At 65.4% G+C, this 22212-nt stretch carries 19 protein-coding genes and 1 pseudogene; 5 read left to right on the top strand and 15 right to left on the bottom strand.

All coding sequences use genetic code 11. The features are described 5' to 3' along the window. Positions 1-74: 74 nt before the first annotated feature. Positions 75-266, bottom strand: a complete 192-nt coding sequence (locus G5S35_RS06740) for a hypothetical protein (RefSeq protein WP_065060130.1) — start codon at positions 264-266, stop codon at positions 75-77. 270 nt (positions 267-536) lie between these two features. Here G5S35_RS06740 and uraH point away from each other — a divergent pair, with 270 nt between their 5' ends. Both uraH and G5S35_RS06730 read left to right on the top strand, forming a co-directional pair. Next, positions 537-890 (top strand): hydroxyisourate hydrolase, encoded by a 354-nt coding sequence (uraH, locus tag G5S35_RS06735; RefSeq protein ID WP_065060131.1) that lies wholly within the window; start codon positions 537-539, stop codon positions 888-890. Positions 891-1134: 244 nt separating this feature from the next. Beyond that, entirely contained in the window at positions 1135-2328 is a 1194-nt protein-coding gene (locus tag G5S35_RS06730; protein ID WP_124262043.1) for a urate hydroxylase PuuD, read from the top strand. A gap of 115 nt (positions 2329-2443) precedes the next feature. Here the strand turns inward: G5S35_RS06730 and G5S35_RS06725 are convergent, their stop codons facing one another. The 4 genes from G5S35_RS06725 to G5S35_RS06710 form a co-directional block, all read right to left on the bottom strand. After that, the gene (locus G5S35_RS06725; RefSeq protein WP_237181354.1) at positions 2444-3937 is read right to left on the bottom strand and encodes a TolC family outer membrane protein; all 1494 of its coding nucleotides are present in this window, start codon (positions 3935-3937) and stop codon (positions 2444-2446) included. Between the two features lie 32 nt (positions 3938-3969). Then, positions 3970-6081, bottom strand: coding sequence for a peptidase domain-containing ABC transporter (locus tag G5S35_RS06720; RefSeq protein WP_124262042.1), 2112 nt, complete (start codon positions 6079-6081; stop codon positions 3970-3972). Between the two features lie 2 nt (positions 6082-6083). Continuing rightward, positions 6084-7292, bottom strand: a complete 1209-nt coding sequence (locus tag G5S35_RS06715) for a beta-barrel domain-containing protein (RefSeq protein ID WP_074984537.1) — start codon at positions 7290-7292, stop codon at positions 6084-6086. Positions 7293-7364: 72 nt separating this feature from the next. Continuing rightward, positions 7365-8324 carry a hypothetical protein gene (locus tag G5S35_RS06710; protein WP_183038760.1) on the bottom strand — a complete coding sequence of 320 codons (960 nt, stop codon included), beginning with the start codon at positions 8322-8324 and terminating at the stop codon, positions 7365-7367. A 674-nt stretch (positions 8325-8998) separates the two neighbouring features. Here G5S35_RS06710 and G5S35_RS40255 point away from each other — a divergent pair. After that, a pseudogene (locus G5S35_RS40255) lies at positions 8999-9082 on the top strand (ESPR domain-containing protein); the annotation flags it as partial. A gap of 12 nt (positions 9083-9094) precedes the next feature. Then, positions 9095-12481: a YadA family autotransporter adhesin gene (locus G5S35_RS06705; RefSeq protein WP_237181353.1), complete on the top strand. Its 3387-nt coding sequence runs from the start codon at positions 9095-9097 to the stop codon at positions 12479-12481. Positions 12482-12605: 124 nt separating this feature from the next. Here the strand turns inward: G5S35_RS06705 and G5S35_RS06700 are convergent, their stop codons facing one another. The 10 genes from G5S35_RS06700 to G5S35_RS06655 all read right to left on the bottom strand — a co-directional run bounded on the left by G5S35_RS06700 (position 12606) and on the right by G5S35_RS06655 (position 21726). Beyond that, positions 12606-13130, bottom strand: a complete 525-nt coding sequence (locus G5S35_RS06700) for an ureidoglycolate lyase (protein ID WP_110329165.1) — start codon at positions 13128-13130, stop codon at positions 12606-12608. Positions 13131-13138: 8 nt separating this feature from the next. Beyond that, a complete protein-coding gene (alc, locus tag G5S35_RS06695) occupies positions 13139-14149 on the bottom strand; it encodes an allantoicase (RefSeq protein WP_124262037.1) in 1011 nt (336 codons plus the stop codon). A 78-nt stretch (positions 14150-14227) separates the two neighbouring features. Further along, a complete protein-coding gene (uraD, locus tag G5S35_RS06690) occupies positions 14228-14749 on the bottom strand; it encodes a 2-oxo-4-hydroxy-4-carboxy-5-ureidoimidazoline decarboxylase (RefSeq protein ID WP_065060139.1) in 522 nt (173 codons plus the stop codon). Next, entirely contained in the window at positions 14746-15705 is a 960-nt protein-coding gene (puuE, locus tag G5S35_RS06685; RefSeq protein ID WP_183038758.1) for an allantoinase PuuE, read from the bottom strand. Before puuE ends, uraD begins: the two co-directional genes overlap by 4 nt. Positions 15706-15963: 258 nt before the next feature. Continuing rightward, a complete protein-coding gene (locus tag G5S35_RS06680; protein ID WP_183038757.1) occupies positions 15964-16752 on the bottom strand; it encodes an aspartate/glutamate racemase family protein in 789 nt (262 codons plus the stop codon). Between the two features lie 43 nt (positions 16753-16795). Continuing rightward, positions 16796-18319: an NCS1 family nucleobase:cation symporter-1 gene (locus G5S35_RS06675; RefSeq protein WP_065060142.1), complete on the bottom strand. Its 1524-nt coding sequence runs from the start codon at positions 18317-18319 to the stop codon at positions 16796-16798. A gap of 323 nt (positions 18320-18642) precedes the next feature. Further along, positions 18643-19371: a GntR family transcriptional regulator gene (locus tag G5S35_RS06670; RefSeq protein ID WP_065060143.1), complete on the bottom strand. Its 729-nt coding sequence runs from the start codon at positions 19369-19371 to the stop codon at positions 18643-18645. 305 nt (positions 19372-19676) lie between these two features. Continuing rightward, the gene (gene ldcA, locus G5S35_RS06665; RefSeq protein WP_065060144.1) at positions 19677-20603 is read right to left on the bottom strand and encodes a muramoyltetrapeptide carboxypeptidase; all 927 of its coding nucleotides are present in this window, start codon (positions 20601-20603) and stop codon (positions 19677-19679) included. Positions 20604-20644: 41 nt separating this feature from the next. Next, positions 20645-21325 carry a tRNA adenosine(34) deaminase TadA gene (tadA, locus tag G5S35_RS06660; RefSeq protein WP_074984527.1) on the bottom strand — a complete coding sequence of 227 codons (681 nt, stop codon included), beginning with the start codon at positions 21323-21325 and terminating at the stop codon, positions 20645-20647. Beyond that, positions 21322-21726: a DnaJ family domain-containing protein gene (locus G5S35_RS06655; RefSeq protein ID WP_065060145.1), complete on the bottom strand. Its 405-nt coding sequence runs from the start codon at positions 21724-21726 to the stop codon at positions 21322-21324. Before G5S35_RS06655 ends, tadA begins: the two co-directional genes overlap by 4 nt. 253 nt (positions 21727-21979) lie before the next feature. Here G5S35_RS06655 and G5S35_RS06650 point away from each other — a divergent pair, with 253 nt between their 5' ends. After that, on the top strand, positions 21980-22168 hold the full coding sequence (locus G5S35_RS06650) for a hypothetical protein (RefSeq protein ID WP_183038859.1): 189 nt from the start codon (positions 21980-21982) through the stop codon (positions 22166-22168). Positions 22169-22212 lie beyond the last annotated feature (44 nt).

Raw genomic sequence — 22212 nt, 5'->3', positions numbered from 1 at the left:
GACGTCCCTGCCGCACGCGCCGCCGAGCCGGAAACCGGTGCCGACGCATCCCCGCAAGGACGCCGCTGGCCCGGTTACCCGGCGCGCAGCGCCGTCTTCGGGATGCGCCGCCCGCCGTTCAGCCGGCGAGGCAGCGCATGACCTCTACCTTCGGCGGTCAAAAAAATGCTGACAATTCGCGCCAATGAGATACCCGAATTCACGCCCAGCATATAAAGGTCGATTTTTGGCTGTGCGAGGATGCACTCATGGGTGAAAACCCGCATGGAAAATGCGGGTTGGATCGCACCGGAAGGCCGCCAGGACTGGCGCGGTGCGCGAGGCTCATGCTGCCGGCATTATCTTTCCTATCGCTCGCGCGCTGGAGGCCCGATCGTTCTTAAAATGCGTTCACGGCGCTCGCATCGATCCGCCGACGGGTATGTAGCCACTGTCTCGCCAGCGACGTGGAGCCTCGATCCGCCGCACCGAATTCCGGGATCGGGCTGCCGCCGCAAGCTCGCAAAGACACCAGCAAAACACAAGGAAAACTGCGAATGGGCAAGCTGACTACCCACGTGCTCGACACCGCGAACGGCCGTCCCGGCGCGGGCATCAAGGTCGAACTTCATGCGCTCGACGGCGAGGCACGCCGGGCGCTGAAGACCGTGACCACCAACCACGACGGCCGCTGCGACGAACCGCTGCTCGAAGGCGTCGCGCTCGCCGCGGGCGAATACGAACTCGTGTTCCATGCGGGCGATTACTTCGCGGCGCTCGGCGTGAAGGTGCCGGAGCCGCGCTTCGTCGATCGCGTGGTGCTGCGCTTCGGTATCGCCGACGTCAACGCGCACTACCACGTGCCGCTGCTCGTCTCGCCGTGGGCGTACAGCACGTATCGCGGCAGCTAGGCGCGCCGTTTTTCGGCATCGCGCAGACGATACAGACACAACAACAGACGGACCGCAAAGACAGCGGCTAGACACATTCAACGTCGAGGCAACGGCGCTGTATCGCCGTGGAGCGCACTGAAGCGCCCTGCCTGCACGACGCCGCCTCTTTGCATGGCGTCCAGCCCCGCAGTCCGCGCGCGACGGCGCATCGATCCCAGGACGATGACCAGCGCGCGTCACGAATCAGAAGTGGAGGAGTTTCATGGAAGGCTTTATCACTGACTGGCTGAACCTCGCGCTGCGCTGGTTCCACGTCATCGCGGCGATCGCCTGGATCGGCGAATCGTTCTACTTCGTCGCGCTCGACAACAGCCTGAAACCGCCGACGGACCCGAACCAGCGCCGTCGCGGCGTGTTCGGCGAACTGTGGCACGTGCACGGCGGCGGCTTCTACAACATGCAGAAGTACACGGTTGCGCCGCCCGAAATGCCCGACGACCTGCACTGGTCGAAGTGGCCTTCGTACACGACGTGGCTCTCGGGCGCGTCGCTGTTCACGGTGCTCTATCTGATGGCGCCGAACACGTATCTGATCGACAAGAACGTGCTCGACATGGGCCCGGTCGTGGCGATCTTCTCGGCGCTCGGCTTTCTCGCCGCTGGCTGGATCGTCTATGACTCGCTGTGCCGCCTGCTCGGCACGAAAGACCGCCTGCTGGGCGTATGCGTGGGCCTTTACGTGGTGATCGCCGCGTACCTCGCTTGCCACATCTTCTCGGGCCGCGCCGCGTATCTGATCATGGGCGCGATGCTGGCGACGATCATGTCGGCGAACGTGTTCTTCGTCATCATCCCGGGCCAGCGCAAGATGGTCGCCGCGATGCTCAAGGGCGAAGTGCCGAACCCGATCTACGGCAAGCGCGGCAAGCAGCGTTCGGTGCACAACACCTATTTCACGCTGCCGGTGGTGTTCGCGATGCTCTCGAACCACTACGCGATGACGTACGCACACGCCTACAACTGGGCCGTGCTCGTCGTGATCATGCTGGCCGGCGCGCTGATTCGCCAGTTCTTCGTGATGCGTCATCGCGGTCAGCAGCTCTGGTATCTGCCGATCGGCGGTGTGGCGCTGATGTTCGTCGCGCTGGTGTGGACGCTGCCGCGCCCGGTCGTGCCGCAAGCCGAAGCGGCGAACGCGCCGACGCTCAAGGTCGGCGACATCCAGCCGATTCTTCAGCAACGTTGCGCGGGCTGCCACTCGGCCCACCCGACGATGATGGGCGCTGCGCCCGCCGGCGTGATGTTCGATACGCCCGATGAAATCTCGCAGAACGCGCAGCGTCTGTATCAGCAGGCGGTGACGCTCAAGGCGATGCCGCTCGGCAACGTCACGCATATGACGGACGACGAGCGCCAGAAGATCGCGATGTGGTTCCAGGGCGGCGCAAAACAGTAAGCGCATGACGCCTGCGCGCGTCACCGGTCAAACGCAAAGGCCCGAAGCAGACGATGCTTCGGGCCTTTGCCTTTTCTTTTCTTTGCTTTCTTGCTTGTTGCGCCGGTGTAAATGGCTACCAGACTGCGCCGGAAACCGATGCGGCCGGAGCCATCTCGGCGGCGCTCATCGGGCGTCGTGCGTAAGGCGCTGTTTCCGGCGATGCGGCTTTTTCCGGCAGCCGTGCGGGCTCTGCCGTGTGCGCTTCGACGATCGTCGTCGCCCTCACCGGCGCGGGCACGTCGACCATCTTGCCCTCGCCTTCACGGCCGAACAACTGCGTGTTGAGACGCCCCACTTCATCGAGATCGAGAATCGCGGCTTCGGCCAGCAGCTTGAGCAAGGCGAGCACCGTGTCGTAGCGCGCGCGGATCTGATCGCGCTGGCTCGCATAGAGCGCGTCGGTCGCGCGAAGCACGTCGACGCTCGTGCGACTACCCGCGCGAAAACCGATCCGCGTGGCGTCCAGCGCGTCCTGCGCGCGCCGCGCCGACTGCGCGAGCGCCTGGCTGCGCTCGACACCCGCGTTCACGCGCAGCCAGCCGTCGCGCGCGTTCGCCGCCGCGTCGCGCACGGCGGCTTCGAGTTCATCGCGCGCCTTGTCCTCGAGCGCCTGCGCTTCGCGCGTGAGCGCCGTGGTTTCGCCGCCCGAAAACACGGGGATCGTCACTTGCAGCATGCCGGTCGTGGTGGTGGTCGGACGCGAGTAGCCGCCGCCCGCACCCGCCGGCGTATGCGTGACTTGCAGCGAAACGTTCGGATAATGCGCGGCCTGCGCCTTCTGCGTATCGAACTTCGCGACCTGCAACGCCATCTCGCCGATCTGCACCGCGTACGCACGGGTTTGCGCCTGCGTGACCCACGGTTCGACGTCGGCGGGTGCGAGCGCGGGTGGTGCGACCTGCGCTGGCAACACGGCAAGCGCGCCCGGTGGCTTACCGGTCAGCCGCTCCAGCGCGAGCCGCGTCAGCCTCGCCTGGCTCTGCGCATCGAGCCATTGCACCTGAGCCTGCGCGCGGCTCGATTCGGCTTCGCGCAGATCGACGAGCGTGGCCTCGCCCGCCGCCTTCGCGCGCACCAACTGCGCGCAATGCGTATCGAGCGCCGCGCGATAGGCGGTGGCGCGCGCCAGTTCGTCCTCGGCGGCGAGCGCATCGAAATAGGCTTGCGCCGCGCGCAGGATCGCGTCCTGCGTCGCGCTCGCCGTCTCCAGCTTGCCGCGCGCGACCACGTAATCCGCCTGACGATACGCGGTCCAGAGCGACCAGTCGAAAATCGGCTGAACGAGCGAAACGGTCCAGCCGCTCTGCCAGTAGTGCTGGGTGGGAAAGTCTTCCATCACGATGCCGTTGTACGCGCGGCCCCAGCCGCCCTGCACGCGCGGCATCAGGCCCGCGCGCGCCTTCGGGACCGCCTGCATGGCCGCGCGGTACGCGTCGCGCGAAGCGGCCAGCGTCGCGTCGTGATCGAGCGTGTCTTCCACCACGCCGAGCAGGTCCGCGGCGTGCGCGGCCGGCGATGTCAGCATCGTCAGCGCGACCGACAACGCGCACGTCCATGTACGTGTCACGCAGACCAATCGTTTCGAGCCGGAAGCCGCCATCACGCCGACTCCATCGCGGCTTCCGCCTGCGCGCGATCCACCGGCACGAACGCCCCGTCGATCAGCCGATAGTGGCGATCGAAGCCCTCGGCCATCGCAACATCGTGCGTAATCACCACGACGGTGCGCTCGATCCGCCGTAACAGCGACGCGATCCGCCGCACAGCAAGCGGATCGAGATTCGACGTGGGTTCGTCGAGCAGCAGCAGTTCGCGCGGCTGATACAGCGCGCGCGCCAGCAGCAGCCGCTGACGCTGCCCCGCCGAAATATTCGCCAGCGAATCGCTGATGACCGTGCGCGTGCGCATCGGCAGACGCATCACGTCGTCGAGCAGGCCCACGGCTTCGAGCAGCGCGTGAATGCGCTTTTCGTCGGCGTTGCCTTCGAAAAGCGAGATGTTATCGGCGATCGAACCGTGCAGGATGATGTCGCCCTGGCGCATGTGCACCGCGTGTCGGCGGATTTCGTCGACCGCGAGATTCGGCCACGCGATGCCGTTGAGCTGAATCTCGCCCGACTGCGCCTGCTCGGCCGCCGCGAGCAATTTGAAGAGCGTTGACTTGCCCGCGCCCGACGGCCCGGTGATGACGATCTTGTCGCCGCGCGCGATATCGAGGCTCGCGTGGCGCAGCACTGGCTGGTCCGACACGCCATACGCAAACGTCACGTCGCGCACGCTGATGCATTCGAAGCGCCGCGCCTCGACCGTCTTGTGCATATCTTCGAGCGGCGTGTAACGCTCGGTTTCGGTCTGCGTGATGTCGTCCACGCGCGCGACGGGCACGCTCAGCATGAAGTACGCGAAACCGGTGTTGATCGCGTGCGCGACGCGATCGGAGAACAACGACTTGTAGATCATGAACGAATAGAACGCGCCCACCGACACCGTGCCCGCGAGCATGAGCTTCGCCGCGAGCCAGGTCACGGCCAGCGTCTCCGCGTGTGCGAGCAGCTTGAGCACGGCGTCGCGCGTGGCGGACAGCCGGGTACTGCGAAACAGCACCGACGCGTAACTGCGAAACTGCTCCATGAAGCGCGCGACGCGGCGCGTCTCGCCCTGCGAGAGCTTGATGAGCGGCGCGGCGCGTACGGTTTCGATCAGCGCGTCGTCGCAACGCGCAGATTCGTTGAACACGCGCGCGTGCGTTTCCCACATCGACGCGAACATCAAGCCGGAAACCAGCACATACAGCCCGAAGATCGCCAGCACGACGAATGACAATCCGGGGTTCTGCACGAACATCATCGCCAGCGCGAGCAGGCCGACCGCGAGATCGATATAGAGCGTGACGACCGAACGCGAAGCGAAGCCCGTCACTTCGTCCTGCGCCTTCACGCGCGCGAAGACATCGCCCACGTTGCGTTTTTCGAAGTACGAAACCGGCAGACGCAGCAGATGGCCGAGCAGCCCCTGCGTCGCGTTTACGCTCATCAGCGCGTGCAGCAGTTCGACGAGCACGCCCTGCGCGTACTGGCTGATCGCTCCTACCAGGAAGATGCCCGCGAAGGTGATCGCGAGCACGTTCAACAGATTGAGGTTGTCTTCCGCGACCACGTGATCGAGCACGAACGAGCCGAGATACGGCTGCGCGAGCACGGCGAACTGGCTGCCGAGCGCCACGAAAAGGATCTTTGTGATCTGGCCGCGCATCTGCGGATTGAGGGCACGCAATTGCGCGAGCGCGGCCGGCACGCGCCAGCGTCTGGCGATGCGCTGCATCGCGGGCGTGGGCGCGCACTCGATCAGGAAACCCGACACGTTGGCGAGAAACGTATCCATGGAGATGCGCCGCCGCCCCATCGCTGGATCGATCAACTTCACATAGTTGCGCGAGCAACGTTCGACGACGACGAAATGCGCGCCGCCGAAGTGCACGATCGAGCCGCGCTTGATATCCGCGACATCCTGAGGTTCGAAGCGAAACGCCTGCACTTCGAGGCCGAACTCGGTCGCGACGTCATAGAGATCCATCAGCGTCAAGCCGTTCGCCGAAATTGGCCGATGTGCCGACAGCTCGCGAACCTCCGTCGCTCGACCGCAATGCGTGAGCACCATCGCGAGACACGCATAGCCGCACTCCGCGACTTCATTCTGGTAGATAACGTGCATGCTCAACCTCGCGCGATCTTGAAGAGCGGCTCGAGCACCCACTCGGCCACCGTTCGACGCTCGACCACGACGCTCGCGCTCGCCTGCATGCCCGGCAAGATGTCGAAGTGCTGCTTGCCGTAATCGAAGGTGCGGCCGCGCAAGGTGACCCACGCAACGTACTCGTCGCCGGGCGGCGTGGCGGCGGCTTTGTCGGCGCCCGCGCTCGCGGGCGCGGGCGGCGCCGTGCCCACTGTCGTGCGCGAAATCGAATCGATGCGCGCCTCGTAGGAACCGAATTTCGCATACGGAAACGCGTCGAATTTCAGGCGCACGGTCTGCCCTTCGCGCACGAAGCCGCGCCGCCGCGACGGAATGCGCAACTCGGCGCGCAAAGGCTGCGAGGTGTCGGTCACGATGACGAGCGCGATATCCGACGGCTGCAGCATCGCGCCCTGAACCAGTCGCGAAAAGGTGACGACGCCCGACTTCGGCGCGGAAATGGTGGCGTCGCGGCGGTTCTGCTCGAAACGCGCGTCGGCCTCCTGGAGATCCCGCGCGTGGCTCGCGTCGAGTTCCTTCAACTGCGCCGCGAGCGCGGTCTGCGAATTCTGGAGGTCGGCGAGCGCGGCCAGCGTCTGCTGCCTGCGCGAAGCGGATTCCGCGCGCGCGATGCGGCTCTGATGCACATCCGCGCGGGCTTGCTCGATTCGATCCGCCACGACGTAGTCGGACACCGATTCGAGCCGCGCGAGCTTCTTCTGCGCTTCGCCGACCAGTTGCGCATTCTGCGCGCCTTGTTCGCCGAGCTGCGCGAGTTCGGCGCGCCGGCTCGCCTCGTTGGCGCGCGCGGTCGCGAGCTGAGTGTTCAGGTCGATACGTCGTTGCGTGTAGAGCGCGTCCGCGGCGCGGCGCTCTTCGTCGCGCACCTGTGCGTCGAATGTCGCGCGGCGCGTGCCGTCGTTGGCGAGCGACATGTCGCGTTCGAGACGGAACAACGGCTGACCGGCAGCGACATGCGCGGGCGGTTCGACGTAGATCGCCGAGACCAGCCCCGTCTCGCCCTGAATCTTGATTTCGGCCGGCGAGACGATTTCGCAGCGCACATCCTGCTTGAGCTCGACTTCGTGCGTGAACGCCAGCACCAAGGCCACGACGACGAACGCCGACGACGCATAGGCGATCCAGCGCCAGCGAATATCCCGAAACTCGGGAAGAGGCTTCGATTCCATCTTGTTATCAGGTCCCCGTTGCCGGCGGTGCCGGCAATGCGTGTGATTCGTCTACAGCGTGTTATGCGCGGCTCAGCGCGTGGGCGCGAAGTGATAGCCGCACGGATGGCCCGCGAACAGCCAGTCCGGATAGTTGTGGCGACGCGCGGCGTCGATGGCGTCGGCGAGCCGTTGCGGCGCGTCTGACGCGGCGAGGTCGACAGGCTCGCCCACCTGAACGTCGAAACGCCCGTTCGACAGCGTTAGGTAAAACGGCAGCAAACAGGCATCGATCGGCGCCCCGAGCCGAAAGACGCCGTTATGCACGCGCGCGGCGCGCCCCGACATCGTGACGCCGACGGTTTCCATCGGATATTTCGCGAGCGAAAACGGCGCGGCGTCGGCGAAGATCGCCAGCACGCCGTCACGACGCAACGCGCGCGCCACGCGCAAGCCAAGCCTGTTGCGCTGCTCACTGTCGCTGTCGTAGGTGTACAGCACCGGCACGGACGGGATCATCGCGGCGTCCTCGCCGTAGACGTCGCGCGGCACGCCCGACACGACGGCAATGGACGCGAGGCCAAGCGCCTTGCGCACTTCGTCGATCACATAGATGTTGGCGTACTGCGAAACATGATGAAACGGCGAAAGCAGGACCGCGCGCCCCGGTTCGCGCGCCTTGATTTCGCGGATGCGCTGCGCCACGTGCGCGCCGGCGGCACGCAGATCCGGCCACGTGTCGCGATGCAGCGCGCGACCGGCATAGAGGCATTCATCGAGCAAACGCTGACGCAGATCCGCCGACATCGTGCGCAACGCGTGTTCGCGTGCAAGCCCGACGTCCATGCGTCCCGCTTCGTAACGCGCGATGCCGCTTGCGCGCGAGCGTGCGTCGAACAGACTGCCGATCAGCCAGCGCAGTAACGCGACGCGCTCGACACCCGCGAACGACAGCCTCGCGAACACGGCGCGGCGCATCGCATGACGCGCACAGGCGAACCGGTAGCGCAGTTGCCGATTAAGACGCAGCAGGACGGAGAGTGGTGTTTGCATGGTGAATGACGGCATGCAATGGAGCGGCGACGCGACTCGCCGTCCATGCGCGACCGTGACGTCGAAAGCAGAAGGGGCATGCGCCCCTCCTGCTCAACTCACGCGATTAACGCGGAACCGGCGAGCCACCCGAGCTGCCCGACGATGCCGGCGTCGAGACGACACGGCGCGGTGCGCAAACTTTCTTGCAGCAACCGCCGGCTACCTTGATTTCCGCGAGTTGAGCGCGTTCGATTTTTTCATGATTAGGTTTCCTTATTTAAGTTGGTTTATGCCTCCCTCGTTTTGGGGGGCGGATTGATCCTATCAAACACAGAATCGCCGTCCAATCCGATTGACATTTTTTGATCACTGTTCACAACAATTAAGCGCCACCTGACTCACGCCTCATTGTGATCCTTCATTGCGGAAGAATTTCCCCACAGCCGCAAACGATCTACGTCAACTTTTCCGCCTAATCCCTTCTGCATGTTTAGGGAAGACACCTTCCCTGCCAGGCAAGCTCTCAGACAACGAACAGCCGCATCGGGGTCCATTTAGGACAAATCGTATGTTCGGTGCATTGATCCCCACATAAATTTCGCCGAGCACGTGATCGTCATACGGGGGGCATCTCGAACTGCCTGCGCCATGTCACGCGCATTCGCCTTTCACCTCACCTTATAGGTAGTTAGATGAACAAAATATATCGCTCCGTCTGGAGTGAAACAGACCAAACCTGGGTAGCTGCTCCGGAAACTGCCGCTGCGCGCGGAAAATCATCGCGCACGATGGCGGTCATCGCCACCGGAGCCATGGGGCTCGCGGCGAGTCTCGCGGTGAATTCCGCCGGCGCGGCCACGGTCGGCACTGTCGGCAAAGGCTCGCTCGAACTGTGTTCCGGCGCCGCCGGCTATGCGTGGGGCAATACGGGGGGATACGAGCGAATCGACTGCTCGACCGACGGCAAGGGCACGACCGACGGCCTCACCTTCTCGCTGAACAACGCCGGCGACGGCTATGGCGGTTACGGTTTCACTACGTCGACCGCACGCGTTTCGGGCTATGCCGACGGCACGCTCGTGAACTACGGCAAGACGGTCGAGATCCGCGGCACTGGCGGCGGCACCGGCAGCGACGCTGCTGTGAAGGTCTACGGCACGGCGGCGTTTGACAGCCAGGCCACGATGACCGGCCACAAGATCGTGGGTCTCGCGGACGGCGACGTGAACGCCACCAGCAAGCAGGCCATCAACGGTTCGCAGCTCTATGCGGCGCAGCAGATCGTGGACAGCAAGCTCGCCAACGCGGTGGTGTACGACTCGACGGCGCACAGCAAGGTGACGCTCGGCGGCGCGGGCACCTCCACGCCGGTCGCACTCTCCAACATCAAGGCGGCCACGCTCAGCGGCGCGAGCACCGACGCCGTCAACGGCGCGCAGCTCTACGCGACCAATCAGTCGGTCACCAACCTCGCGGGCACCGTGACGAACATCGCCGGCGCGGTCACCAACCTCGCGGGCGACGTCACCAACATCCAGGGCAAGCTCGCCGACGCCGTGGTCTACGACTCGTCGGCGCACAGCAAGGTGACGCTCGGCGGCGCGGGCTCATCCACGCCGGTGGCACTCACCAACATCAAGGCGGGCACGCTCAGCAGCACGAGTACCGACGCCGTCAACGGCGCGCAGCTCTACGCCATCGACCGGAAGATCACGAGTTCGTCGCTGCACTATCTGAGCGTGAACAGCGACACCAGCTACAGCAACTTCAACAACGACGGCGCAACCGGCGCGCAAGCCATCGCGCTCGGCGCCAATGCAGCCGCTGTCGGCATCGACGGTATTGCGATCGGCCGCAATGCGCACGCGGCGGACAACGGCTCGATCGCGCTCGGCGCCGACGCGAAGACCGCGCCGGTCGTCGCCACCACGGAAGCCACAATCGGCGACAACGACTACGCCTTCGCGGGCGTAGCGCCGGTCGGTACGCTCAGCATCGGCGACGTGGGCGCGGAGCGCACGCTCACGAACGTCGCGGCTGGTCGCCTGAGCGCCGACTCGACCGACGCGGTGAACGGCTCGCAGCTCTTCTCAACGATCCAGGAAACCAGTGCGAACACCACTACGATCAACAACCTGACGTACAACATCACGAACGGCAAGATCGGCCTCACCCTGCAGGACGAGGACACGCGAGACATCACCGTTGCGAAAGACACCGACGGTGCGAACGTTGACTTCACGGGCACGGCCGGTGCGCGTCAGCTCATGGGTCTCGCGAACGGCATTGCCGACAGCGCGGCCGTGAACGTGGCGCAAATGGCCTCGGCCGGCTTCACGTTCGACAGCATGGGCAACGTCACCAATGCAGCCGTGACTTATGTGGCGGGTTCGATTGATTCAGGCAGCCCGCATATCGAGCTGGACAAGGGCACGGGCAATAGCCCTTATCACGTCGACGGTGACGATTGGTCCAAGGGCTATCTGCCCGTCGGCACGCGCATTAGCAACGTCGCCAACGGCATTGTGGACACCGACGCCGCGAGCGTTGGGCAGGTCTGGGACATCATGGGCACGATCTTGACCCCGGGCGGCGGCGGCAACAAGCTGATGAGCGCGTCCGCGCCCGGTTCGAACGTCAATGGCAGCTCCGGCGTGGACTCGTCGGGCCGCTCCAGTTCCTACCAGAGCGCGGCCTACTACTCACAGGTCGCGGGCTATGCGAACGGCGTGGGTGGTGCGGCGCCCACCGACGTCGCGCGCGCATTCGGCGCGGGATCGATCGCCATCGGTTCGGGTGCCTACACGCCCGCGATGAACGCCGTCGCGCTCGGCGTGCAGGCCTACGCCAACGCGAAGGACGCCGTCGCGCTCGGCGCGGGCTCGGTGGCCAACCAGTCGAACACGGTCTCCGTGGGTAGCGACGGCACGGGCGTGTTCACCGCCTATGACGCCGACGGCAATGCCTACACCGCGCAAAGCCAGGCCAACACGCGCCGCATCGTCAACATGGCGGCGGGTCAGGCCGATAACGACGCCGTCAACGTCGGTCAGATGCGCAGCGTCGTGAGCGCACTGGGCGGCGGCGCGTCGATCAACTCGGCGGGTGCGTTCGTCGCGCCGTCGTATTCGGTAGGCGGCACGGTCGTCAACACGGTCGGCGACGCCATCGCGAATCTCGACAGCCGCGTGACGCAAAACACGGCCGATCTCGCGGATGTCGTGGGCGGCGCGAACGCGATCCATGCGAGCGGCTCGTCGAACTCCGTGGTGCAGATGTCCGCGGTCAACCGCACCCTGCTCGCCGCGAGCGACACGAACGTCGCAGCGAGCGCTGCCACGGACACCAGCGCCGTGCATTACGACTCGGATGCGCACGACCAGATCACGCTGGCGAGCGCAACGGGCGGCAACGTGAAGCTCAGCGGTCTGGAAAACGCGGATCTGTCGTCGACGAGCCGCGACGCCGTGACCGGCCAGCAACTCTTCGCGACCAACCTGCAAGTCGACGCGTTGAACCAGGCCGTGCAGAACATCGCCACGACGGGTTCCACGGCGCTTTCGGTCAACAGTGCGAACGGTCCGGCATCGGCGACGAACGCGCAGACCATCGCGCTCGGCGGCGGCGCAGCGGCGTCGGGCAATAACGCCACGGCGATCGGTGATTCGTCGGTGGCGTCGGGCGAGAGCACGGTTGCGCTCGGCCGCAACGCGTCGGCCACGGCGGCGAACTCGGTTGCCATCGGCGCGAATTCGGTTGCGGACCGCGCAGGCGCGGTGTCGGTGGGCTCGGAAGGTTCGGAGCGGCAGATCACCAACGTCGCGGCGGGCACGTCGGGCACGGACGCGGTCAACCTGAGCCAGATGAACAGCGCGCTCTCGCAGCAGTCGAACACGTTCAACCAGCAGGTGCAAAGCCTGCAACGCTCGATCAACACGGTCGAGAAGAACGCGTATGCGGGCGTGGCAGCGGCCATGGCCATGCCTAACCTGACGCCTTCGGGCCCGGGCAAGACCGTGGTCGCGGCGGGCGGCGGCTACTACAAGGGCAGCAGCGCGGCAGCGGTCGCCGTCACGTATCGTTCGGCCAATATGCACTGGCTGGCGAACGTCGGCGTAGCGGTCACGAACAACGGCGACGCGGGCGCACGCGCCCAGGTCGGCTACGAGTTCTGATCGGCATGCGGTGGCGCGCTCGCGGCTACGCGGGCGCGCCACCTCGCAGCAAACAAAAAAGCCACGAACGCGAGTTCGTGGCTTTTTGCATGGCGGAGCGACAACTGACGACGAAAACACCGCGTCAGCGACCCGCCGCCTCCATCGCTTCCTGCGTGAGCCACAGCGATTCCGGCAGATCCAGCTCGTTGAGATTGAGCCCGTCACCGCCACGATCGACGACGATGAAATCGCTCACCTCGCCCAGCGCGATCAGCGGGTGATGCCAGACGCCCTTCGCGTAATTCACGCCCTGCCAGCCACTCGTGACGAACGCGCGAATCTTCGTCACGTCCAGATCGCCGGCCGGCGCCACCACGACGAGATACGGCTTGTCGTTGAGCGGCACGAACGCCTGACTGCCGAGCGGATGCCGCTCCAGCATCTTCACTTCGAACGGCAGCACGCGCGGTTGTCCGCGAAACAGGTTGACCAGCGTGCGGCCGTTTTCGTCGGTGACATCCACTTTCGCGAGATCGTGATAGCGGATCGTCGTGCCCAGATTGATCGGAATCTGCTTCGCGCCTTCAAGCTCGATCACGTCGCCGAACGGCGCGAACGCCTCGCGCGTGAGCGGCTCGATGGTCAGCGTGGTACGGGTATCGCTCATGATGCGGCTCAGGCCAGCGTGCCCCACAGACGCACGCGCGACACGCCGCCGTCCGGGATGATGTTGAAGCGCACGTGCGTGACCGGGCCGAGCGCCGCGAGTTCGCTTTCGAAGTAGTGCTGGTTATCCATTTGCAGCTTCTGCTCGCCGAGCAGCACGGGCCAGAACATCGCCTGCGTCACGAGCGAGCTGTCGGTGCCGCCCACCACGCGCGCGGCCTGGAACGAGCAGCGATCCGGATAATTGCCCTTGAAGTGCGCCGTATCGACTTCGATCTTCTTGATGATGCCCGGCTGCGCGAGCGCGATGATCGCCCAGTCGTTGCCCGGTTCGCGGCGGCGGCGCGTTTCCCAGCCGTCGCCCATGTTCACGCCGCGGCCCGGCATCAGAATCGTCGAGGCGAGACCGAAGTGCTGGTTGTTCGCGCCGACGAGATACGCGCCGTTTTCCATCGCGGCGAGGTCGAACAGTTCCGTGCGGCTCGCGCCCTGCCAGTCGAGTTGCGGCTGGCCGTAGACACGCAGACGCGCGATGCCGCCGTCCGGATAGATGTTCACGCGCAGGTGCGTGAATGGCTTGTCGCTGCCCACTTCCACGTAGTGATGGCTGTTGCCGTTCAACGACATCGACGGCACGATTTCCGTCCATTGCGTCGAGCCGTTGGGCGCGCCGTCCGGCACGTGCGCGGCTTCAACGGACGCCGCCGGCGGATAGTTGCCCGTGAAGTGGCTCGTGTCGAGATCGAGGCCCTTGATGACGCCCGGACGCGCAAGCTTCACGACGCACCAGTCGTAGCCCGTCGTGCGCTTGCGGCGCGTTTCCCAGCCGTCCATCCACTTGCCGTGGTCGTCGTACTTGCCAGGGATGAAGACGGCCGGCTCCGGATTGAGCATGCGCTCCTTCGGCGCGAAGAAGTCGTCGCTCGCCTCGAGCGCCTGCGCGCCCAGACGCGGGTCCGCGAGATTCACGTAGCGGCGCGTGAAGTCAGGTGCGTTGGGGTCGAGAGTCGGGAGTGCCATCTTTGTCTTCCTTCGTATCTTTTCTGTGGTTCAAAAAGGCGCTGCGCTCCGCGTCGGCTGCCGGAGCGCATCGCCACGTCACGCGTCGATCAGCTCATCCAGCCTGAAGCGCGCAATGCGATAAATCTGGTCGAGGCTCGCGCGCATTTCGTCGGCGCGGCTGTTGTTCACACGCGCTTCGAAGTTCGCGATGATGCCGTGACGGTCATAGCCACGCACCGCGAGAATGAACGGAAAGCCGAACTTCTCGCGATACGCGCGATTGAGCGCCTGCAGCTTGTCGAACTCTTCCTGCGTGCACTGGTTAAGGCCCGCGCCGCTCTGCTCGCGCGTCGATTCGGCGGTCAGTTCGCCGCGCACCGCCGCCTTGCCCGCGAGTTCCGGGTGAGCGTTGATGAGCGCGAGCTGGCGCGTTTCGCCCGAGGTTTCGACGATGTTCGACATCGTCGTGTGCAGCATGTCGATGCTCGCGTAGGGGCGCTGCTGCGCGGCCGCCTCGGCCACCCAGGGCGAATGCTCGAAGATGCCCGAGAGCGCCGCCACGAAGGCGTCGGTCGAGGCCTGATTCAGCTGGTCGAGGGTGTAGTGCATTGCCTTCATGCGGCGGCCCCGCGGTTCTCGTTCTGTTGCGGTTGATAGGGATGGTGCTCGCGCCAGTGGCGCGCGATATCCACGCGGCGCGTGACCCATACGCGCTCGTGTTGTTCGATGTGATCGAGAAAGCGCTGCAGCGCGCGGAAGCGCCCAGGACGTCCGAGCAGTCGGCAGTGCATGCCGATCGACAGCATCTTCGGCGCTTCGTCGCCTTCCTCGTAGAGCACGTCGAACGCGTCGCGCAGATAGGTGAAGAAGTGATCCGCCGTATTGAAGCCTTGCGGCGTGGCGAAGCGCATGTCGTTGGTGTCGAGCGTGTACGGCACGATCAGTTGCGGCGAGGTCTTGCCGCCCGTCACCGCCACGTCCATCCAGAACGGCAGGTCGTCGCCGTAATTGTCGGAGTCGTAGAGAAAGCCGCCGTATTCCGCCACCAGACGATGCGTGTTCGGACTGTCGCGCCCCGTGTACCAGCCGAGCGGGCGCTGGCCCGTCACGCGCTCGATCGCCTGCATGCCGAGCTTCATGTGCTCGGCTTCGAGTTCCGGCGTCGCGTCCTGATAGTGAATCCAGCGATAACCGTGGCACGCGATCTCGTGACCCAGTTCGACGAATGCGCGCGCGACGTCGGGATAACGCTCGATCGCCATGCCCACGCCGAACACGGTCAGCGGCAGACCGCGCTTCTCGAACTCGCGCAGGATGCGCCAGACGCCCGCGCGCGAGCCGTATTCGTAGATCGACTCCATGCTCATATGACGCGAGGGATACGCGGCCGCGCCGACGATCTCGGAGAGAAACTGCTCCGACGCGGGATCGCCGTGCAGCACGCAGTTCTCGCCGCCCTCTTCGTAGTTGAGCACGAACTGCACAGCGACGCGCGCGCGCCCAGGCCAGTTGGCCTGCACCGGATGGCGGCCATAACCGATCAGATCGCGGGGATAGTGGGGATCGAGTGGCATGCTGGTCGAATCAATCGAATGGTGAGGATAAAACACACGCTGAAAACGGCTTCCGGGTCAGCGCGATACCGGTACCACCCGCCTGCAAGCCCTGCGCCGCAAGGGTTGGCGGGATTCGACGGCGATCTGCTTCACGGACCGGCCCAGTGTAGCGAAATCGTCAGGCCGCGCCCATATGCACGCTCAGATAGTGCGGGTCAAGCGAGGTGTATGAGCCGGACGGGCCGCGCCCGGCTTGCACGCTCGCCGGACACGCGTTTACCCGTAGCGCAGCGGGCGCACCGGCGGCGGCGTGTCCGTCGCGCTCGCGGGGCTGGTCGGGCTGAAGCGGGCGAATTCGCCGTCGTAGCGCTTGGCGAGCGGACGCGCGAAGTCGCCGCGCTTGGCGGTCGTCAGGCGCAGCGCGACCAGCGCCTCGACCCATTTCACGGCCGCCGTCACGCCATCGACGACCGGCACGCCCAGCGCGTCCTCCACCTGGGCGCACAGGCTCGTCATGCCCGCGCAGCCGAGCACGATGGCATCGCTGCCGTCTTCCTCGAGCGCGCGCCGGCATTCGTCGACGATCGCGCGGCGCGCCGCCGAACCCGGCTCGTCGAGTTCGAGCACGGCCACGTCGATCGCGCGCACGTTGCGGCAGAAACGCGTCATGCCATAGCGTTCGGCCAGATGCCAGGCCATCGCGCGGGTGCGCGAGAGCGTCGTCACCACCGAGAAGCCGGGCGCGAGCACGCTCGCCGCGTGCATGGCCGCTTCGGCGATGCCCACCACCGGCCCGCGCGCCAGTTCGCGCGCGGCGTACAGACCGGGATCGCCGAAGCAGGCGATCACGTAGCCGTCATAGCCCTCGCGCTCGCCCGCCTCCACTTCCGCGAGCAAGCCGGGCGTCGCGAGCGCCTCGTCGTAATAGCCCTCGATCGAGGGCGGCCCCATGGTCGGACTCACGGCCACCACATCGGTGCCCGGCGCAACGACGGCGCGCGCGCACTGCTCCATGGCGGTCGTCATGCGCTGCGTGGTGTTCGGATTGATGAGTTTGATACGCATGGCAGTTCCTTCGTCTCCTTTGTCTCTTGCGTCTTTCGCGGGCTCAGGCCTGCGCGCGGGCGCGCTCGCCCATCGTGAAGGCGCGATAGAACAGTGCGCCGAGCGCCGCGCCGATGAACCACGAGAAGTTCGCCGCATTGCCGAACGACGGCACCATCACGCAGAGCACCGCGATCACGGCTGCGGGCAACAGCGCCGCGACCGCGCGCCAGTTCACGCCGTTGCTGTACCAGTACGCGCCCTTCGGCGAAACCGAATAAAGGTCGTCGACCGCGAGCCGGCCGCGCTTCACGAGATAGAAGTCGACGATCAGGACACCATACAAAGGCCCGATAAACGCGCCGAGCACGTCGAGCGTGTAGTGAATCACGCCCGGATTGTTGAACAGATTCCACGGCGTGATGAAGATCGACGCGACCGCCGCGAGCATGCCGCCCGCACGCCAGCTGATGAGACGCGGCGCGACGTTCGAGAAGTCGAACGCGGGCGACACGAAGTTCGCGACGATGTTGATGCCGATGGTCGCGATCGTGAACGTAAGCGCGCCCAGAATCACGGCGGTCGGATGATCGATACGACCCACCGTTTCGACCGGATCGGTAATCAGTTGCCCGAACACCGGCAGCGTCGCCGACGTCGTGATCACCGTGACCAGCGAAAACGCGAGGAAGTTGACGGGCAGGCCCCAGAAGTTGCCGCGATGCACGCTGCGCAGCGAATTGCCATAGCGCGAGAAGTCGCCGAAATTGAGCATCGGCCCCGAGAAATACGACACCACCAGCGAGATCGCCGTGATCATCACCGGAATCACCTCGGTGCCGTGATACTTCACGCCGCCGAGATTCAGGCCGATGTTCTGCCAGCCCGCGCGATAAACCATGTAACCCGCGAGCGCGAACATCACCACGTAGACTGCCGGGCCCGCGAAGTCGATGAACTTCTTGATGGTGTCCATGCCGTTCCAGAACACGAACGCCTGCAGCACCCAGAGCGTCATGAAGCCGGCCCAGCCGACCGTGGAAAGACCGAGCATGCCGTGCTTGTGCACGTCGGCGTAAGGCATCAGTTGCGGGAAGAATTTGAGCACGACGATCACAAGCGCGCTTGACGCCAGGAAGGTCTGGATGCCGTACCACGCCACCGCGATGAGGCCGCGAATCACGGCGGGAATATTCGCGCCGAGCACGCCGAACGTGCCGCGGCACGCGACCGGATACGGCACGCCGTGACGCTGACTCGGACGCGCGATGAGATTGCAGAGCACGTTCACGATCGAGATGCCGACGATCAGCGCGACCAGCACCTGCCAGCTCGTGAGACCAAGCGCGAACAGCGAGCCCGCGAACACGTAGCCGCCGACGCTGTGCACATCGGACATCCAGAACGCGAAGATGTTGTACGCGCCCCAGGTTTGCTCCTTGAGCGGCGCAAGATCGTGGTTGTAGAGCCGCTCGCTGTAGCCGGCCGGGATCGTCAGATTGTCGGCGCCATCGCCGCTGTTGCCGCTTTCGCCTGAATCGAAACCGGGCACTGCCGGACTGCCTGGAGATGCGCTGAACTGAGCCATGACCCGCTCCTTGGGATGGATACGCCGACGGAAAAAAGACGCCTGAACGCCTCGACACGCGCGCCGCGCCGCTCGTTGCGGCCGCCGCGATGATTCCCTGCGGATGCACGGGGCCTTGCGCCGCGTGCTGGGCACCGCGTCGGTCGCCGCTTGCGCGCGCCCTGATCGCCGTGCCCACCGTCATGCCGATGCGTGTGCGGAGAACGCCTGGCGGCGTACGCATCACGATCGTTCGAATTCCCTGGTTTGCTCTGTTTCGTTCTTTTATGCGGCGGCGGTTGCTCGCCGCAACGCTCGCCGCCCTGCCCGATTCGGCGTCTGGTTCAACGTCCGGACGCCGCGGTCTCGCGCGTGCCGAACACATCCTGCAAATCGACCGATGCGCCCGCCGGCCGGTCGAGCATTTTCAGCTCGACGCCCTGCAGATGCCGCACCATCAGCGCCGCCGCTTCCTGCGCCTGACCGCTTTCGAGCGCCGTCAAAATGGCCTCGTGATCGTCGTACGAACAGGGGCTGCGTCCCGGCGATTCGTAAAGCGCCGAAATCAGCGTCGAACGCGCCACCAGTCCGTTCAGGCAGTCGCACAGCACCGTGTTGCCGGTAAGCGTCGCGAGCGCCGTGTGGAACTCGCCTGAGAGGCGAATCCACGCCGGAAAGTCGCGGCTCTCAAACGCCTTGCGTTCGCGCCGGATCGTCTCGCCGATGCTCTTCAACCGCCGGTTGCCGTGCTGCGCGCTGCAAACGCGCTCCACCACCGCGAGTTCGATGATGCGGCGCATCTCGAACACCTCGTGAACCTCCTGTAGCGAAGGACTCGCGACGAACGCGCCCCGGTTCGGTTCCAGATCGACGAGATGATCGGTGGCCAGCAGCGCCAGCGCCTGGCGGATCGGGCCACGCTTCACGCCGAACACTTCGCACAACTGCGCTTCCGTCAGCTTCGCGCCAGGCGGCAAACGATGTTCGAGGATCGCGGCGCGGATACGCGCGGCGATCGCCTCGGGTTTCGTGCCGGTCGCGTCGGCTTCGGTATCGGTTTCGGTGTTTCGCATGTCTGTCACCTTGATGTTGGGTATGCTAGTTTGGACATAAAGATTGTCAACAATTTTATCGGCCATCCTGGGGAAGACACCCACACCGACGCAAGGCGTTCGTGCATCGCAACGGTGAAACCCGCGTCAATACGGGGCGAATCGCACATTCATGGTGATCCACTGCCCCACATTGGCCCAATTTTTTGTCAACAATCTAGTATCGAGGCGGTTCCTTGACATGGGTATGGCGCTCGATTTTTTGGCAGTTAGTTGCAAATAAGGCGTCAAAAAAAGCGCCCGAAGGCGCTTCGCAGTCACGTCGATCAGCCAAGATGCGGATACCCGCTCATCTGCAACTCGAAACCATGCGCGTGGGCGCTCAATTGCGCCTGCGCGCCGAACGGCAGCGTGACCATATCGGCGATATGGCCGAACGGCAGGCCCGTGATCACCGGAATGCCCGCCAGCGAGCGAATCTGTTCGATCGCTGCGTGCAGGTCGTAACCGTTGTCGTAGTCGAACGGCTTGCCGCCCGAAAAATCGCCGAGCACGAGTGCCTTCTGCCGCGCGAGGATGCCGGAAAGATGCAGTTGATACAGCATGCGTTCGACGCGGAACGGCTGCTCGTTCACATCCTCGACGAAAAGAATGCCGCCCTCCACCGGCGGCATATACGGCGTGCCGATCAGCGACGTGAGCACGGCCAGATTGCCGCCCCAGAGCATGCCCGACACGTCGGCCTGCTGCGCCTGCGGCGCGTGCACCTTGAGCGTGTACTCGGGTTTCGTCAGCACGTCCCAGAAGTGGCGCATCGTGAAAGTGCTGAGCGTTTCCGCGCCGAAATCGCTGAGCAGCATCGGGCCGCCGAACGTCTTGATACCCGCGCGCGCGAACAGCGCCAGCTGGATCGCCGTGAAATCGCTATGACCGACCAACGCGATCGGCTGATCGGTCAGGCGTCGCTGCAGTCCTTCGTAGTCGAGTCCGTGCAGAACGCGCACCGCGCCGTAGCCGCCGCGCACCGCCAGCGCGATGTCGGGCAAGGCGCGCGCGGGATCGGCGAGACGGTTCAGTTCGGCGGCGCGCTGGCCGTCGGTGCCCGCGAAGCGCTGAAAGCGGCGTTCGGTGGCGTCGACGTTCTCGACGCGGTGACCTTCGGCGCGCAGACGCGCGATCCCGCGATGCACCGCCGCCGGATCATGCGGATAGCCCGACGGCGCGATCAGTTCGATGGTGCGATGCTTGATCATGTTCGAGGCGGTGGAAGCTCGCCGGAGCGCGGCGAGCGGAGTCAGGATGGATTGTCGTCGGACGGCGCGCCAGCGGAGGCGTCGGTGGCCTGCTCCGCCGCTGCGCGTCGCGCTTCGCGGCTGGCACGGCGCCGCTCGGCGAAGAACGACCGCAGCGCGTCGCCGCATTCCGTTTCGAGCACGCCGCCCATCACGCTCGTGTGGTGATTGAGCTGGCCGTTCGAAAAGGCATCGACGACGCTGCCGCACGCGCCCGTCTTCGGGTCGCGCGCGCCGTACACGACGCGCGAGATGCGGGCGTGCATGATGGCGCCCGCGCACATCAGGCACGGTTCTAGGGTCACATAGAGTTCACAGCCGGGCAAGCGGTAGTTACCCAGCGCGGCGCCGGCCGCACGCAGCGCCGCCATTTCCGCGTGCGCCGACGGGTCGTGCGTGCCGATCGGATGATTGAAGCCCGTGGCGATCACCTCGTCGCCGCGCACCAGCACCGCGCCGACCGGCACTTCGCCGGCCGCGCGCGCTTCGTCGGCGGCGGCTTGCGCGAGGCGCATGAAATGGCGGTCGCGGTCGGCGACGGGATCGGGTTGAGGAGCGGCGCAGGCGTCAGCCGAATGATCGGCGGAAGGAGCGACTGAAGGGTCGACAGCGGCAGCCGGTTCGGCGCTGACGCCCGGCTGCGGCGTCTCGTCGGGCGGCGTGGCGCCCGGATCGACGTTCACGCGCTGCCCGCCGCGAAGCCGCCCTCGCCTGCCGCGCGTTCGGACAGGCGTTCGGCGATACGGCGTCGATATTCGTGCGGCACGACCATCGGGCCGCCGCGCAGCGACTCCAGCGCCATGTCGAGCGCGAGCATGCGCGCGCGCAGGCGGCAGCGCGCGGCTTTGTTGTCGCCGACCTTGGCGAGTTCTTCCTGGAGATCGCGCAGCGCGCGCAGTTGTTCGACCGCGGGCGGCACGAAACCGGCGTTCTTCAGGATGCGGTTCGCGACCCGGACGTCATCGGGCACGAACGGGTCGTCGTCGAGTTCCTGGGGGGCGCGTGCGCCATCCAGATCGTCGAAGTCGCCGCGCGCTGCTGCGGCGGCAATCCGTTGTTCGACGAGGGCATCAAGCAATTTCATCGGCAATCCACTACGTTGCGGCCCACGCATTCTATCAGGGTAAGACCTGGAAGACCGTCGACGTCTGTCGTGTGACACGTCAAGCTCTTACAGGTTGACAGGCGCCCTGTTTGATGCGAAGCGCATTAACTCAGACCAATACCGGAAAAACCGGATACGTCTGATGGCGCCCAGCCGCGGCACGGCGTTAGCGTGGCCAATCGGGGCGCAGGATCGACGCCGCCATCGCTCAACATTCTCTGGTGCGCACGCAATGACGAAACACACGAGTTTTGATGACAATCCGGTTAAATTTCGCGTGGCGCTCGCGCGCAAGGCGCGTTTGGGCGCGATCGGCCTCTTGATCGCCGTCAGCCTCAGCGGCTGCGGCGTGTTCTGCGGCGCAGCGGGCGGCAGCGGTGGCGGCGTCGCCGGCGGGTGCGGAACCGGCATGCGCTTCTAAAAAGCAAAGGCCCCGCTTTCACGGGGCCTTTGCCTGCAATGCGT

This window comes from Paraburkholderia tropica, assembly GCF_014171495.1.
Lineage (GTDB): Bacteria > Pseudomonadota > Gammaproteobacteria > Burkholderiales > Burkholderiaceae > Paraburkholderia > Paraburkholderia tropica.
Note: the sequence above shows the minus strand (reverse complement) of the source record. Positions and strands in the feature narration are given on the sequence as shown.